10 protein-coding genes are annotated in these 17,619 nt (G+C 43.3%); 5 read left to right on the top strand and 5 right to left on the bottom strand.

The window, feature by feature from the left end; translation table 11 throughout:
* Window positions 1-84 precede the first annotated feature (84 nt).
* Window positions 85-654: an NUDIX hydrolase gene (locus BMY50_RS00210; RefSeq protein ID WP_093316329.1), complete on the top strand. Its 570-nt coding sequence runs from the start codon at window positions 85-87 to the stop codon at window positions 652-654.
* Window positions 655-719: 65 nt separating this feature from the next.
* On the opposite strand, the gene BMY50_RS00205 is transcribed toward BMY50_RS00210, so the two are convergent.
* From BMY50_RS00205 to BMY50_RS00195, 3 genes are all read right to left on the bottom strand, one after another.
* On the bottom strand, window positions 720-2,222 hold the full coding sequence (locus BMY50_RS00205; protein ID WP_093316326.1) for a RagB/SusD family nutrient uptake outer membrane protein: 1,503 nt from the start codon (window positions 2,220-2,222) through the stop codon (window positions 720-722).
* Between the two features lie 26 nt (window positions 2,223-2,248).
* The gene (locus BMY50_RS00200; protein WP_093316323.1) at window positions 2,249-5,320 is read right to left on the bottom strand and encodes a SusC/RagA family TonB-linked outer membrane protein; all 3,072 of its coding nucleotides are present in this window, start codon (window positions 5,318-5,320) and stop codon (window positions 2,249-2,251) included.
* Between the two features lie 129 nt (window positions 5,321-5,449).
* Complete coding sequence (locus BMY50_RS00195; RefSeq protein ID WP_093316320.1) at window positions 5,450-6,322, bottom strand: AraC family transcriptional regulator; 873 nt, start codon at window positions 6,320-6,322, stop codon at window positions 5,450-5,452.
* Between the two features lie 222 nt (window positions 6,323-6,544).
* Here BMY50_RS00195 and BMY50_RS00190 point away from each other — a divergent pair, with 222 nt between their 5' ends.
* The 4 genes from BMY50_RS00190 to BMY50_RS00175 all read left to right on the top strand — a co-directional run bounded on the left by BMY50_RS00190 (window position 6,545) and on the right by BMY50_RS00175 (window position 8,927).
* The gene (locus BMY50_RS00190; RefSeq protein ID WP_093316316.1) at window positions 6,545-7,051 is read left to right on the top strand and encodes a GbsR/MarR family transcriptional regulator; all 507 of its coding nucleotides are present in this window, start codon (window positions 6,545-6,547) and stop codon (window positions 7,049-7,051) included.
* Between the two features lie 72 nt (window positions 7,052-7,123).
* Window positions 7,124-7,489 carry a hypothetical protein gene (locus BMY50_RS00185; protein ID WP_093316313.1) on the top strand — a complete coding sequence of 122 codons (366 nt, stop codon included), beginning with the start codon at window positions 7,124-7,126 and terminating at the stop codon, window positions 7,487-7,489.
* A gap of 60 nt (window positions 7,490-7,549) precedes the next feature.
* Complete coding sequence (locus tag BMY50_RS00180; RefSeq protein ID WP_093316310.1) at window positions 7,550-8,476, top strand: TIGR01777 family oxidoreductase; 927 nt, start codon at window positions 7,550-7,552, stop codon at window positions 8,474-8,476.
* A 25-nt stretch (window positions 8,477-8,501) separates the two neighbouring features.
* The gene (locus BMY50_RS00175; RefSeq protein ID WP_093316308.1) at window positions 8,502-8,927 is read left to right on the top strand and encodes a DUF6463 family protein; all 426 of its coding nucleotides are present in this window, start codon (window positions 8,502-8,504) and stop codon (window positions 8,925-8,927) included.
* A 44-nt stretch (window positions 8,928-8,971) separates the two neighbouring features.
* Here BMY50_RS00175 and BMY50_RS00170 read toward each other — a convergent pair whose 3' ends face one another.
* Both BMY50_RS00170 and BMY50_RS00165 read right to left on the bottom strand, forming a co-directional pair.
* A complete protein-coding gene (locus tag BMY50_RS00170) occupies window positions 8,972-9,880 on the bottom strand; it encodes a PorP/SprF family type IX secretion system membrane protein (protein ID WP_093316306.1) in 909 nt (302 codons plus the stop codon).
* 36 nt (window positions 9,881-9,916) lie between these two features.
* Entirely contained in the window at window positions 9,917-17,608 is a 7,692-nt protein-coding gene (locus tag BMY50_RS00165) for an Ig-like domain-containing protein (RefSeq protein WP_093316304.1), read from the bottom strand.
* Window positions 17,609-17,619: the final 11 nt, after the last annotated feature.

The raw sequence follows: 17,619 nt of genomic DNA, 5'->3' as shown, positions 1-17,619 counted from the left end.
GCAATTCTTAAGGGCTTTTATAATAACTTAAGCAGCCATGAAAAGAAATGGTAAATAAATTTCTGAAATACTTATTTTTACAACATGTCTGATTTAATTAAACCTTGGATTCTTTTAGAAGAGGAGGATATCTCGCCAAGCGTATGGTATCCGTTACGTAAACAAAGAGTACAGCTGCCAAATGGGTTAGTGGTTGACGATTACTTCTTATCGCCCTTAGGAGACGTAGTGCAGATCCTGGCAATCACATCTGATAATCATGTGGTGCTTACCCGTCAATACAAACATGGTTTGGGTGAGGTTCTATTGGAACTCCCCGGAGGAATGCAGCAGAGGGGGAAAACACTGCTACAATCGGCCGTAGCGGAACTTGAAGAAGAATGTGGAATTAAGACAGCTGAGGCAAATTTGAAGTTCATTTGTAAATTTGCTATTAATCCTACCAAACTTAAACAAGTAACCTATGGCTACATACTGTTTGATGCTCAATTTAATTCAGTACAAAAACCTGATGTTACTGAAAACATAGAAGTGATTACATTACCCGCGCCAGAAGTCCTCCGCATGGTTGAAGACGGAAAAATCTGGGTAACAGATTCTATGAATTTAATACTGATGGCAGCGAGACAATACCCTGAGATATTTGTTGGGTAAAAAGACAAATAAAAATAAAAAAAGACTGCCAGGTCTAACCCACAGCAGTCTTTTAAGCATCAAGATTAATAGCCCTTGTTCTGAACAAGGTTCGGGTTATTGAGTATCTCAGACGTGGGAATAGGAAACAGCAACTCGCGCTCCTTTAATGTAGGTCCGTAAGAAAACTGATGTCCTATATAATCATCAAAATTTCCAGTATTTACATTGAAGGCTTTTCGGAGGCGAACCATATCAAACCAGGTATTGTTTTCAAAACATAGCTCGTGCCAACGCTCCTTCCACACCGCCTCTCTAAGTTGATCTTTCGACAAACCGCTCAGGATGGGTAGCCCTGCTCGCATTCGTATGGCATTGACCGCATCATACGCAGCAGCAGTAGGGCCATTGACCTCGTTGGAGGCTTCTGCATATAGGAGCAGTACATCGGCATAACGGATAAGCGGCCAGTTAAGATCACTATTTGCTGTAGAGGTTTGCGCTACCATATCGAAGTGTTTATAGATAAAATATCCACCTAAATCGACCTCCTTCTTCCGGTCTGCCTCATGGGTGAACTTCGTAAAAAAGAACTGTTTTTCCTTGGCACGTAGATCATCGCTGCCATAGGATTTAACAAAATCTGCCGTTGCGTAAATGCCTCCTGTTTCATCAGCGTATTGAGAAATATTTTTATTATAGGGAATAATGGATACTTGCCAGTTTGAAGGGAGAATCTGCGTTTTAAACTGAATCATAAAAATATTTTCTTCTATATTTTTCTTAGCAGGATCATGTAGAGCGGCATAATTGGCAAAGAGGCTAAACTCTCCGGAACTGATTACCTCTTGCGCTGTTTTGGCTGCCAGATCAAAATAAGCCTCCCCTTTTTGCAGCGGATAGCCCGCCATTGTAAGATACACCTTAGCCAATAAGGACTTTACAGCACCTAGGTTCACTCGTCCCGAAGCATCCCTCCACGGGAGTCCAGCTGCTTCGGCTGCTTTAAGATCTTCCACAATGAAATTATATACTGCCTCTGGTTCGGCAGGAGCTGGTCTTAACTGCTCGGATTGTAGCGCAACTGGCTCTGTAATTAAAGGTATATGTCCAAACATCCTAACTAAATGGAAATAATACCAAGCCCTTAGAAAATGGGCTTCTCCCAGTAATCTCTTAGCCTCATCACCATCCATCGCAATTTGAGGTATTTTGGCAATGGAAAGATTGGCATTAGCAATACCTTGGTAGTATGCGCGCCAATACGTTTGGCCATATGTGTTATCGGACGTATTGTTGAGATCTTTTACAAAGTAACTATTCACCGCTTGCCCCAGATCTGTGGCGGCCAAACCGGTTGCAAATTCGGTCATCATCCACGCTCCACCATTGAAGCCGCTTTCTAAAGGATCTCGCATAGACGCATAAATTGCATTTATGGAACTGGTGGCATGTTCTGGTTTAGTAAAATAATTCTCTTCCGTAAAATTGCTCGGATCGGCTTCGTCCAAAAAATCCGAACAACCAGTCAACACAATTGTTGTTGTCCATAGTGCCATCAGCACGTACTTTATCGATAATATTTTCATCTTGCGTAATTTTGAATTGCCATTAATTATAATCCGATATTTACACCGATCATAAATACCCGTGGCCGTGGATAATCGTACAGCCCAAGTCCTTGATCAAATGGTGCACCGGAATTGGAAACCTCTGGATCATATCCTTTGTATTTGGTTGCCACAAAAAAATTCTGTACCGATCCATATATCCTTAAGCGTTCCAGTTTCAGCTTGGAGGAAATACTTGCTGGAAATATATAGGCCAAAAGCAGGTTTCTACCCCTAATAAAGGAGGCATTTGTTACTTTGTGGCTATCGTTATTGGTGGTGTAATAAGCATTGATAGGCCGTATCTGTGCTATGGGTGTATTTTGATTGGTTTCAGTCCACGCATTCAATACCGTTTTATAGCTGTTTGCAATACCCTGTCGGTCTTCTGCCGAATGGATACTCCGATCCAACACACTATTTCCATACATAAATTGGAGATCGACCGTTAACGACCATGCTTTATATTTAAAGGTATTAAGAAAGGTACCAAAACCGTCTGGGATAGACTGGCCAATGATTGTGCGATCGAGGTCATTGATAACACCGTCACTATTCAAATCTAAATACTTAACATCACCCGGCAGCATATTATATTTTTTGGCTTCTTCTGTTTCAGCGGTAGACCAAGTGCCTAGGTGTTTCCTTCCAAAGAACGATCCAACCGGCTCTCCTACCCGGATCACGGTTGCTCCGGAATAGATATCGCTTCCACCTGAAAGTGCCAATACCTCATTTTTGTTTATGGAAATGCTAAAGGTGGTATTCCATGAGAAATTATTTAGCTCCAGGTTAGTAGTATTAAGCGCAAACTCGACTCCTTTATTTTCCATACTGCCGATATTGGAGTATATACTGGTATATCCGCTACTGTTCGGCAGCGGTGAATCTAACAACATATCGTTGACTTTTCGGCGATAAAGATCGAGCTCCATACTTATTCGGTTAGCGAATAATCCCACTTCCAAGCCCATGTCTACCTGATGTGTTTTCTCCCATTTCAGTGCTTCATTAGACATACGGCCAACACCTATTCCCACCTGACGGGATCCATCAAAGATGACATCATAACTACTCATTCCTGCCAAGGCACGGTATTCCGGAATCTCGGAATTTCCAGTAGCACCATAGCTTGCACGAAATTTCAGGTTTGAAATAAGAGATTGGTTCCGCATGAAGTTCTCATCGGAAACTTTCCAAGCGAAGGCCGCCGAAGGAAAAAAAGCATATCGATTAGCCTCTCCGAATTTAGATGAACCATCGATACGCCCAGTGAAGGTAAGTAAGTACTTGTCACGAAATGCATAATTTAAACGGGAAAAGTACGAATTGAGTCCGTAAGCATTCGCAAATGAGCTCGGAGTAAGTGCCGTGGCCCCCGCTCCTAAGTTATTGAACTCAAAATAGGTATCAGTAAAGCCTTGCGACCTTGCGATATTCTCGAAGCGATTAACATGCTGCCATGATATCCCTGCCATAGCATTGAAGGAGTGTATATCGGCAAATGTCTTTTTATAAGTCAGGTAATTTTCAAACTGCCATGAAGTAAACTTGTTATTGGTAACAGATGCGTCACCATTATTGGAAATATACTGCAAGCCTGCTGCCGCAAAATAATCCGTCCGCTGATTGATGATGTTGGTCCCTATTGTAGATCTAAATTCTAAATCGTCGCTCAGTCGGATATTTGCATACATATTACCGAGCATGGTCTGTGTACGCAAAAAATACAAACGCTCATCTGCAACACGGATGGGGTTGTCTCCTCCTTCCATTCCCGGATAATCTCTATTGCTAGCCCAGGAACCATCAGCGTATCTTACTGGTATGATCGGTAGGGCTTCCAGCACCTGGCGAATCATGGTGATGCCACCGCCACCTAACTGGTCTATTTGTTTGTCATCCTGATCGGTGTAGCCCAGCGACCCTCCTACTTTTAACCAAGATTTAATATCACTATCAAAAACAAATCGACCTGCATATCTCTTTTGCTGTGATCCATATACGATGCCATTTTCATTACGGTAATTCAGAAAGGCACCGTAACTTCCCTTTTCATTTCCGTTGGTAAAACTCAACTGATGATTTTGTGTAAAGGCTTTTCGAAAGGCTTCTTTTTGCCAATCGGTATCATACAAGGGGTTTCCCTGTTCATCGAAAAGTAGCGGGTTTGTTCTTTTTGTACGGGGATCCACATATTTGGTTCCTGTAGCCCACCCTACAGGATCATATTTAGCAGCATTTGCATAGGCGATTTCTTCTACTGCCAAGAATTCTTTTGCATTGAGCACCGGTAACAGTTTAGGTGCCACACCTATGCTGAAATCCGGATCGTAGTTCACTTTACCGCCATCAGACGTTCCTCTTTTTGTTGTCACCATAATGACTCCATTGGCACCGCGAGCACCATAAATAGCTGTTGACGAAGCATCTTTCAATACTTCGATGGAAGCGATGTCGTTGGGGTTGAGATAATCGATCGGTGTACTCCCATTTTGAAGACCAGCTGTATTAAGAATTACCCCATCAATCACATATAGTGGATCGTTACTTACGCTGATTGAGCTTGCACCGCGTATTCGGATATTTGCTCTCCCCCCTGGTCTGCCGGAATTAGATGATACGTTTACGCCAGTTATACGACCTGACAAACCTTGACTCAATGAAGATGTCGGCCGTTCCTGCAAGGCATCGGCCTTCACGGTGCCGACAGAACCAGTGAGGTCGGATTTCCGCTGTGTACCATAGCCAACCACGACTACTTCATCTAAAGCCGCATTTTCTGTCACTAAACGCACTTCCACAACCTTACGGTTACCGATCGTCTCTTCGAGTTTTACATATCCAATGGAAGAGAATAGCAATATGTCTGAAGGGGAAGCTTCAATTGTAAACCGGCCCTGGGCATCTGTAGCAACTGTTCGAGCTGTTTTGCGGATCGTCACGGTCACACCTGAAATGGGTGCTCCGCTTTCATCCTTCACAATTCCCCGGATTTCGGTCCCTTGTTGGGCCTGAGACGCCAAGGCGTATACCATGATACATCCAAGGATCATGAATTTAAGAATTCTATTCATCCTACTGTGATTTAGTTTTATTGGTTATATTAAGTTTATACACCCAAAATTAGAGGAACGAGCATCACAGTAGTTACCTCAGATTGATATCTTATTAAGCGTATTTTGCATAAATAGCAAAATACCTTACTAGTTGGTCGCCTTAACAGCCTCTTGTCGAAAGGCAAGCGGGCTCATACCGGCTATTGCTTTAAAATATTTATGGAAGCTTGTAAAATTTCTGAATCCAGATTCAAAACAGACTTGCTTAATATTCATTGAGTTTTCTTTCAATAGCTTACAAGCTTCCTGGATTCGCATATTAATGACAAAATGGGTGAATGTCTGACCTGTAAGTGATTTAAAAAAACGGCAAAAGGAACTTACACCTAAATTTGCGATCGATGCCACGTCGCAAACTTTTATATCTTCTTTAAAGTGTTGCTGAACATATTCATGTATATGTTTCCAACGCTCTGCTTGATAAAAAGCCAAACTGCCGCTTGGCTCCATATTGGTAAGAAACTCTATCTTTTCACCGGCAATTTCCAGCAGGATCCGAATTAATCTAAGCAACTGAAGGCCCCCTTCGGATTTTAGAACCGTAGCCATCATCCTCCCCACTAACTGCCCTTTGGCACCTGTCAACTTGATTCCCTTTTCCGATTGCTTCAAAAGAGACTTTAGCTTCGCATTTTCGGGCAAATTCATGAATTTGGCGCCAAATAGTTCTTCTTTGAAATGGACTACCTTTACATCAACTTGTTGACAATTATCTCCAATAAAGAATACATCATCGAAACGACAATAGTGAGCCTGATTTGGACCAATAATAAAAACATCGCCATCGTAAAAAGGTACTGCTCGGTCTTCGATCAATAAGGTGCCTGTACCCTGTATGATACAGATAAGTTCAAACTCAGGATGAAAGTGCCACCAATTGTTAACAGTAGGTTCCTGATCTCTACGTACACTGAAAGATTGAATAGATTTTAATTGCATGCTAAGTAACTGCGCTCTCATAACTTATTTACAATTTGGTTTTTAATTGGGAACTTCTTAAAAAAGTTAGCGATAACTCTTTGCCAAAGATATATCCTCTCTTCAAAAATCTACTACGAGCAGGGGCATTTTTTATTTTTCCAGTACCAATCGACTGTAAGCAATAGCATTATTTTTTACCATTATATTTATTAAACTTTCAAAATATTTTGAAAGTTTAATAAATATTAATACTTTTGAGCCATGGAACTAGCAGAAGCAAAACGAAAATTCATCGAAGCATGGGGTAAGTTGGGATCAGAATGGGGTATAAATCGCACCATGGCCCAAGTACATGCTTTACTACTCATATCCCCAGAACCGCTGACAACCGAAGAAATCATGGAATCCCTAAGCATTTCCAGAGGAAATGCCAATATGACTTTGAGAGACCTAATTAGTTGGGGTCTTGTAGAAAAACAGCATAAGGCAGGCGAGCGGAAAGAATATTTTTACGCAGATAAAGACACTTGGAATATTGCGCGCCAAGTTGCTAAAGAACGGAGGAAAAGAGAATTAGACCCAGTTTTGAAAATACTGGATGAACTATCAAAGGTTGAGGGAAATAAAAATAATGCTGAATACAAAACATTTAATAAATCGGTAACTGATATAAATAAGTTAGCCAAAAATGTAGATAAAACATTAGATACGATGCTAAAAGCAGAAGAGAATTGGTTTTGGGGCACGATCTTTAAAATATTCAAGTAGAATATTTTTTTAACATAAACTTTCATTTTTTACTGAAAATTCAATAAACATAAATAATAAAACATTAAAATCATGAACTACTTTATTTTAACTTACATTGTATATTTTCTAGTTAGCGTAGCATTAACGATTTGGGTTGCAAACGTTTTATTTAAAAATGGCCGAATTTTCTTGGTAGACATTTTCCGCGGTAATACGGAATTAGCAGATAGTGTAAATAAGCTATTGGTAGTAGGATTCTACTTAATAAATATTGGATACATGACTTTAGCCTTGAAAGAAGCCGGAACTATTCCCAATATCCAGGTTGTAGTAGAAGTACTGAGTCATAAAATCGGTTGGATCATTCTCATCCTTGGCGGAATGCATTTCTTAAATCTTACGATTTTTTTCAAACTGCGTAATAGAGCACAGCAGCATACTAAACAAGCCCATTAATAATTTATAATGTACTATAAATCATTTGATTCTTTTTGACGTCTTTTCTATATAATAAAAATGAAATACAAAAAAATAGTTCTTGCTGGAGGTAACGGTTACCTTGGCAGCGTTTTAGCAGCATATTATAGGCCAATTACTGAAGAAATAATCATACTAAGTAGACAGAATAGAGCAGATGAGGGGAATGTAAAAACAGTGAATTGGGATGGAAAAACAGAAGGAGCCTGGAAGAATTGTCTTGATACAGCAGATATGCTGATAAATCTGTGCGGCAAAAATGTTAATTGTCGGTACACGAAGAAAAATCAGGAAGAGATTATCAGCTCTAGAACGGTTCCGACCGAATTGCTTGGTAAGGCCATTGCCGCAATGGAAAATCCTCCAAAGATTTGGATAAATATTACATCTGCAACAATTTACCGACATGCGGAAGATCGACCCCAGGATGAAGACACTGGGGAGATCGGTTATGGTTTTTCTATAAATGTTTGTCAGAAATGGGAAAGTTCCTTTTTTGAAATAAATACCCCTAATACCAGAAAGGTGGCTTTGCGAATGGGAATTGTGCTAGGCAAACAGGAATCAGTTTTTCCTCGATTGTTAAACCTTGTTAAATGTGGTTTAGGTGGAAAACAGGGAGACGGCCAGCAATACGTCTCTTGGATACATGAGCAAGACGCTGCCAGATCTACTGAATGGATTATGCAACATCAAGAACTTGAAGGGGTCATTAACTGCACTGCGCCAGAACCCGTTAGAAATAAAGTACTGATGAGCACATTGAGAAAAGCATATGGTATTCCTTTTGGCCTCCCCTCTCCCACTTGGTTGCTCGAACTTGGTGCCTGGCTAATAGCTACGGAAACAGAGCTTATTTTAAAAAGCCGATGGGTACTACCTCGACATTTGCTTGCCAGTGGTTTTACCTTCTCTTTTCCTAAAGTTGAATATGCGGTTAAAGATATTTTGAGCATGAGGGTTTAGTTTAAACTATAATAAAAATTAACATATGAATAACCAGGCATTATTTTCACAGCAAGAGCCCTTAACGGCTAAAGCTGCTCGCTTGTACAAATGGGCTGGGTGGATGCTTGTGAGTATCTGTTTATTACACTTTGTTTTCTGGAGTGTAGTTAGTTACCATAGCTGGGGTGCATGGATATCCGGCGCTCTTTGGGATCATGTGGATCCTGAAACGCTCGCTGCTTTCGAATTAAATTTTGAATTTTGGGCGTTACCAGGTAGTTTTATGATTCCCCTGTTACTGTTGGGATTACTGATTACACGTGCAGCTCAAATGAGGGATCGACTCCCTCGCTATTTGGGATGGAGTTTGCTACTGTGGGTACTTATATGCAGTATCATATTGGAACCAAGCGGTTTCCCACTGGGATTAATACCGGCGGTAATGCTAATTATGGCGCACAAAAAGTAGCTGGCCTTACGCTTGTGTTTTAAATATCTTACTGTTTTGAACGCCTATAACAGTCCTGCTTTTCTATTTCCAAGCCGGTAACTTATGCCAATTTCATGAGTGGCATTGTCAATCCTCCGCTTTAAAGGATTATCGTTCGAGTTAAACTGATAACTATAACCGGCCTTTAATGGTCCGATCATGATTTCAGCCATAGCTGATAAGTCATTGTTAGTCCGCGCATTGATTCCCAAACCGAAAGTTTTCTCTGCGTATACCACGGCTGACAAATCGGCTTGCAGTGGAACTCCCGGAACATAGCTTGCAAGGAAGGCTGGCTTTACATCAAAGCTTTCGTCCAAACGGAGCACAACTCCACCCATCGCATGATATTGATTGCTGAAGTTATATTGTCGATTCACCTGGCCACCAGATCCCAAATCGGAAAGAGCCAAACGCGGCATTGAAAAGCCGGCATAATAAACATCCGGGCGGTAAAGCAACACGCCAAAACCCATCAGTGCGGTGCTCTCTCGAATATCTGAACGAAATGCAGGATCTTGCGGATCGACCTGACTAAAATTACCATTGTAAAGGCTAATCCCCAAGCTCATGGACATTGCTAGATACTCACTCTCTGAAATCCGAATCGACTTGGCTAAGAAGGCGCTCAATTCTGTAGCATCTTCAATCGCTAAGCTCTCATGCCGTACATTGATACCAACTGTAGCGCCGAATTGTCGCCAAGGTAGATGGGCTGTCATCCAATAAGTAGTTGGAGCTCCCTCCAGTCCCACCCATTGTTTACGACCGAGCAATGCTACCTCACCATCTGGCCGCAGCAAACTTGCTGTTGGATTCAGTGCAGTTGGTTGATTTGCATATTGGTTATAGGTCAATGCTTGTTGGGCGTTTGCTATGAAAACAACCAACAGCAGACCTGCAATAACTGATATAGATTTTATATATCTCATTTTTATTCAATTCTTTACTGTCTTTTTTGCAGACATCTAGTAACGCACTACGAAATAACCCTTCTTATATTTCCAGCTCCCATCAATCTTCACTTCTAGCAAGTAATAATAGGTGCCCGTTGGAATCGGATTATTTCCAGGGCCAAAACCACGGAATACCTTATCTTCGTTGTTGTATCCTTCCATCTCTATGATGGTCATCCCATTCCGATCTACAATCGTAAGCTTATTATCTGGATAATCTTTGATACCTTCAATCATCAAGAACTCATTAATACCATCACCATTTGGAGAAAGTGCTTTATGCACTCTTATAGGAAGCTCTTCTACGTCATCCTTAACACGTACTGTGATGCTCACCGGACTTGCGGCCTCGTAATTGGCATCTCCATCTTGGTAAGCCGTTACAGTTACCGTACCCAAACGAAGTATCGTAAGGTTAGTGCCAGAAATGGTCGCTACCTGTGGATCATTCACTTCTAACTTTACAGCCAATGAGCTACTAGCACTTACCACTAACGGTACACTTCCAGCATCACGGGCTACTTCACCTAGCTCAGCGAAGCTGATTTCTTGAGCAGCCTTTTTCACAATTAGTTTCCTGCTTACGGTTGGTTTATTATTATAGTTAACGTTTTCTGGAACAGTAGCTGTAATGATTGTTTCACCGGCCCCTATGATATGAATGCGGCCACCGGCACTAATTGTCGCTACACCCGTGTTGCTGCTGCTGTAACTGATTAACTCCCCACTATTTGTCGTGGCATGGGCGTCAAAATCACTATCACCATAGGTCTTCTCAGGCAATGCTGCAAAATCGATACTACGCTCAACAGGCCTTACGTTTAAGTTAGCCTTTAGAATTAATTGAGTATAATTTTCTCCGCTAACAGTAGCTGTTACTTCCTGCGTACCGACATCCGTGCGGCTATTGTTATCGTAATTGACCGTGGTACCCTCGGGCAAGGTGCCGTCAATCGATAATGACTTTGCCGTACCGTCATATACAAAACTACTATCTTCCAAAGTAACACCGGTGATGGTCGCTTTGGCAATGCTCAAGTTTGCTGTCAGCACCAGGTCTTTATAATTAGCACCGCTAACGGTGGCTGTGACTTCCTGCCCGCCTACATTGGTACGTTCGTTATTTACATAACTTACCGTGGTACCCTCGGGCAAGGTACCTGTTACGGCCAGCGACTTCACCGTGCCGTCATACACAAAACTGCTGTCTTCCAAAGTAACACCAGTGATGACCGCCTTGGTAATGCTCAGGTTTGCTCTCAGCACCAGGTCTTTATAATTAGCACCGCTAACGGTGGCTGTGACTTCCTGCGTGCCTATATTGGTACGTTCGTTATTTGCATAGCTTACACTTGTGCCATCGGGCAAAGTTCCTGTTACGGCCAGCGATTTCGCCGTTCCATCATATACAAAACTACTATCTTCCAAAGTAACACCGGTGATGGTAGCTTTGGTAATGCTCAAGTTTGCTGTCAGCACCAGATCGGCATAGTTGCCACCACTGATGGTGGCTGTGACTTCCTGCCCGCCTACATTGGTACGTTCGTTATTTGCATAGCTTACCGTGGTACCCTCGGGCAAGGTACCACTAATTGCCAGAGACTTCACCGTACCGTCATACACAAAACTACTGTCTTCCAAAGTAACACCGGTGATGGTCGCTTTGGTAATGCTCAAGTTTGCTGTCAGCACCAGGTCTTTATAATTAGCACCGCTAACGGTGGCTGTGACTTCCTGCGTGCCTATATTGGTACGTTCGTTATTTGCATAGCTTACACTTGTGCCATCGGGCAAGGTACCACTAATTGCCAGCGATTTCGCCGTTCCATCATATACAAAACTACTATCTTCCAAAGTAACACCGGTGATGGTCGCTTTGGTAATGCTCAAGTTTGCTGTCAGCACCAGATCGGTATAGTTGGCACCGCTAACGGTGGCTGTGACTTCCTGCGTACCCACATCCGTGCGGCTGTTGTTCGCATAGCTTACCGCGGTACCTGCTAGTAGCGTACCGGCTATTGTCAATGACTTTGCTGTACCGTCGTAAACGAAACTACTGTCTTCCAAAGTAACACCAGTGATGATCGCCTTGGTAATGCTCAGGTCTGCTGTTAACACCAGGTCTTCATAATTAGCACCGCTAACGGTGGCTGTGACTTCCTGCCCGCCTACATTGGTACGTTCGTTATTTACATAGCTTACCGTGGTACCTGCTGGCAGCGTACCGGCTATTCCCAATGATTTCGCTGTGCCGTCATATACAAAACTGCTGTCTTCCAAAGTAACACCGGTGATGGTCGCTTTGGTAATGCTCAAGTTTGCTCTCAGTACCAGATCGGTATAATTGGCACCGCTGATGGTGGCTGTAACCTCCTGCGTGCCTACATTGGTACGTTCGTTATTTGCATAGCTTACACTTGTGCCATCGGGCAAGGTACCTGTTACGGCCAGCGATTTCACCGAACCATCATACACAAAACTGCTGTCTTCCAAAGTAACACCGGTGATGGTAGCTTCAGTGATACTTAGGTTTGCTGTCAGCACCAGATCGGTATAGTTACCGCCGCTAACGGTGGCGGTGACTTCCTGCCCGCCTACATTGGTACGTTCGTTATTTGCATAGCTTACACTTGTGCCATCGGGCAAGGTACCTGTTACGGCCAGCGATTTCACCGAACCATCATACACAAAACTGCTGTCTTCAAAAGTAACACCTGTGATGGTAGCTTCAGTGATACTTAGGTTTGCTGTCAGCACCAGATCGGTATAGTTACCGCCGCTAACGGTGGCCGTTAATTCCTGCCTGCCTACATTTGTACGTTCGTTATTTACATAGCTTACCGTGGTACCCTCGGGCAAGGTACCACTAATTGCCAGAGACTTCACCGTGCCGTCATACACGTAACTACTGTCTTCCAAAGTAACACCAGTGATGACCGCCTTGGTAATGCTCAGGTTTGCTCTCAGCACCAGATCTTCATAGTTGGCACCACTGATGGTTGCCGTGACTTCCTGTGTGCCTACATTGGTACGTTCGTTATTTACATAACTTACCGTAGTACCCTCGGGCAATGTACCTGTTACGGCCAGCGACTTCACCGTACCGTCATAGACAAAACTGCTGTCTTCCAAAGTAACACCGGTGATGGTTGTCGTGTATTGGATACTAAGGATATTGGAAGCAATATTCCCATTATTGCCAATATTAACGGCTACACCAGCCGGTATAGCGGCCTGTATAGTTCCCCCAACGGAAGGTGTTACCAAAAATGAATAGGAGATATTATTGGCAGTCTGTAAGTTACTAAGCGTTGCGTTGTTCGCTACTATATCTCCAAGTGTAAATCCGGTGACAGCCTCGCTGAAGGTTGCCGTTACAGTAAATGGACCATTTACAGGTGAGTTAGCCGTGGTAGAAAGCGTAACGCTTGGTTGTCTGGTGTTAACGAAGATTCCTGCTGTGCTAGGGACGCCATTTAACGTAGCAAAGGCTTGGTTGCCAGCGGCATCATGGATAGTCTCGTTATTACCAGTAGAACCGTTCAAAGCAATCCCGTCTAAATCTAAATCCCCATTTTGAACCATATAAGTAAAGGTAAGCGCATTCGTTCCAGATCCTGTGACATAAGGTGCCTGCACGACAGTTTCTCCAATAGTCACACTCAAATAAGGGCCGGCACCTGTACTACCCACTACAACGGGCTCATTAAAATTCACGGTGAAAGTCAATGAATCGTCTGTTCTGTAATATCCATTACTTGGCACAACAACCGAAGTGGAGAGCGGTGCAATTCCATCAACAGCGATATCATATTTGCCAGCTAAAGAATTTGCTCCCCCTACTGTAGGTAAAGCGAGCTCTGCATCAAGCAAGGCATCGTTCCTTATTCTTGCACCATTTGGTTTTAATGCGGTGGTTGACAGGTAATCCAAGTCGGCACTAGTATCTCCCTCTTGCACCGTATACTTAAACATTAGCACGTCGCTACCTGATCCAGAAACATAGTCTGCATCCCTACTCAATGAGCCTGTATTTAATGCGAGCAATGGGGTGGCTCCTGATGGCTGAACAGTCACCACTTGGTTAAAGACAAGTGCTATATTTATTTCATCTCCTAATTTATACAAACCATTTGACGTAGTTGTATTTACAGTATTTATCCGAGGGTTTCCGGCATTAATGACAAACCGTACTATTGCCGTATCGCACTTGGAAGGTGTACCATTATCGCAGACCTGATAAAGTAGGCTGTCTAATCCAATAAGATTCGCAGTTGGTGTATAGGTAAAGCTACCATCGGCATTCAGCACCACCGTTCCATTCACCGGAGCCGTCACCAGCGAAGCTGTCAGCGCATTTCCTTCCGGATCATTATCATTGGTCAGGACATTGCCTCTGGCCGGGGTGTTTTCAGTTAAAATAATCTCGTCATCTACTGCCACTGGAGCATCGTTGATCGCGTTGATTGTAAATCTTACCCTAGCCGTATCACATCGAGAAGGTATGCCATTATCACATACCTGATAGATCAAGCTATCTAATCCATTATAATTCGCATTCGGTGTATAGGTAAAACTGCCATCGGCATTCAGCACCACCGTTCCATTCACCGGGGCCGTCACCAGCGAGGCTGTCAGCGCATTACTCTCTGGGTCACTATCATTGGTCAGGACATTGCCTGTCGCTGGCATATCTTCCTGTACCTCCACCTCATCGTCCACCGCGCTAGGTTGCGTGTTTACTGCCACCACCGCGACCGTCTTTGTCGCCAAATTGCTATTATTTGTTCCATCATTTGCCTGGAAACTGACGGTTCGATCGGTCGTATTGGGATTCCTTGAATCATTGCTGTAGGTGACCGACCGCAGCGCAACTTGCCATTGTGCCAATGTAGCTGTGCCACCAGCGCTTGTAAGTGTTAATGTGCCCGTAGTTGCATCATAAAGACCTGTTATATTGCCCATTGTGGTCCCGTCGTTCACAAAAGCCAGTATGTCTTCGGACTGAAAATTATCCGTTATCATAACAGTGGCGGATACTAAGGTATTATTGTCTGGATCGACTATCGTTAAAACATCGTCGATCGCAATCGATACCGGGTTGCCATCAACCGATTCGGTAAAAGTGCTTGTTCCGGCACTAGTTGTCAGCGCTGGCGGAGCCGGAGGCAATATCCGTACTTCTACGGGAATACGTGACGCACAGCCTGCGGCATTCACTGTCTCGACATAATACGTGGTAGTATCCGCAAGAACTGGCGTGGTAAAACTCGATCCGGTATAGAGCAAATCGTTGCTTTCCGAATACCACCGATAGGTTAGTCCTGGTACTGGATCAGGAACGGTAAAAGTTGCCGTTCCGCCTTCATAAATATCGATCTGCGTTTGATCCAACACTGCAATTGGTGGCGCTATCCGCGCATAGTGAATACGAATGGACCTAAGGTCCGCATTCGCCGCGACGAGTGCGATCCTTACGCGATCAAAAGCTGCACCGGGAGCGACATACAACTCAGCAGGATTTTCGCCGTTCGCAGCGTCCAAATCCAACGCTGTGACATCACCGTATTGCGCTACTTGCGTGTCACCATTATAGAATGTCAATGTAAGTCCTTTTAGTAAGTTAGCATCCGTCAAAGGCATATCTGCACTCAATCCAACCCGGAATACTTCATTCGTAGTGGAAACTGTCGTGAACGTCAATATCTGGAATACTTCGCCCGCATTTAGTCCCACTGGTATTTGTATCCTAGAGTAGGTATCTTTATCTGCATCAACAGCTTGCCCAGGATTAGTAACACTGCATAAAACACATGGACCAGAAGTACCAGAATTTTGCGTCATCGCCCAACCACAGGGTAATGGTGTATTTGCTGTAACCGTAAATCTAACAGTCGCCGTGTCGCATAAAGAAGGGGTACCATTGTCACATACCTGATAGATCAAGCTGTCTAAGCCACTAAAATTTGCGTTCGGGGTATAGGTAAAGCTGCCGTTGGCATTTAGTACCACTGTACCATTAACTGGCGCTGTCACTAGGGAAGCCGTGAGGGCATCTCCTTCAGGGTCGCTATCGTTTGTTAGGACATTGCCGCTTAACGGTGTGCCTCCTTCTACTTCTGCCTCGTCATCAACCCCCTCTGGCGCGTCGTTTATGGCATTAATGTTAATTATAAAACTCCCTAAAGCCACATCTCCGCCCCCACCAGTGCCCATATGTCCATTGTCATTGGCCGATAAAGAAACTGTAACAGGATCTGTTGCATTTTTTTCTGGTAGATAAGCTATGTTTGAATTAATATTTATATAAGATTCAATAGCTGTAGCCGTTCCTGTGATCACCGCTGTAGAGGAACCGTTTCCAGAGATGGTAATCGGTATTCCTCCGTTGGCTGCGAATACTATAACGCCCATATCAACATGCAAAGTTAAACTAACCTCATTGTTTCTTGCATCAACATCAGCAAATATTCCGTCGGAAAGTGCATTCCTCAAATAAGCTGGACTTTCATCTTCATCAATGGTAATGGATACCGGTAAACCGGCGAACGTAGGATCATCATTTATTGCTTCAACTGAAAAATGTACCCATGCCGTATCACAAAGTGAGGGCATGCCATTGTCACATACCTGATAGATCAGGCTGTCTAAGCCATCGTAATTCGCATTCGGTGTATAAGTGAAACTACCATCGGCGTTCAACACCACCGTGCCGTTTACAGGGGCTGTCACCAGCGAAGCTGTCAGCGCATTTCCTTCCGGATCACTATCATTAGTTAATACATTACCCGTTGCTGGCACATCTTCCGTCACCGTTACAGCATCATCAACGGCAATGGGTGCCTCATTTATTGCTGTAACAGTAAATCTCAACACAGCCGTATCGCATAAAGATGGTGTGCCATTATCACATACCTGATAGATAAGGCTATCTAAGCCATTGTAATTCGTATTTGGTGTATAGGTGAAACTGCCATCGGCGTTCAACACCACCGTGCCGTTTACAGGCGCTGTCACCAATGAAGCCGTGAGCGCATTTCCTTCTGGATCACTATCATTAGTTAATACATTACCCGTGGCAGGTATATCTTCTGTCACCGTTACAGCATCATCAATGGCAATGGGTGCTTGGTTGATCACAACTTCTATATCATCTAACATGATGCCCGCGCTGAAATTAAATATTTCGAGCTCATCTATATTTGCTAAGAATGGATAGTCGTTTGCGCTTATTGTGATTTTATGAATAGGTGTGGTGGGCTGATAATAAGGTTGTATCGTGTCGATAGTAACGCCATCTCTTTTCACATAAATCGCGAGTAACTGCGCTTCGTTTTGACTAGGCCAAATGTTAAATTGTTTTATACCAAAATCGGCACCAGAAGTGCTTTTTAAAATAGCGGATATGGCTTGAGCTCCTGCCAGCGCATCATATCGCAGTACCTTTGTACTTAAACTATTTCCTATCAACACCCTAATCTGACTGCCATTACCATTCCCAGTAGTCACAGCCGTAAAACCATTACCGATTTCCCAAGTGGCTGGCACTGTATTTGTACTTGTTGCATGAACTGTTACCGGAAAACTCTCCCAATCATAGACACCTGGCATTAATGCTTGCGCTTTCACGGTAAGGCTGAATAAAGAAAGCCAAAAGAGAATAATGAAATAGTTGTAAAAATCTCTGTTGTAAAAGTATTTCATATATACTTTGT

The organism is Olivibacter domesticus (genome assembly GCF_900109575.1).
Classification (GTDB): Bacteria; Bacteroidota; Bacteroidia; order Sphingobacteriales; family Sphingobacteriaceae; genus Olivibacter; species Olivibacter domesticus.
The sequence above is the reverse complement of the archived record's forward strand: the minus strand, read 5'-3'. Positions and strand labels throughout refer to the sequence as shown.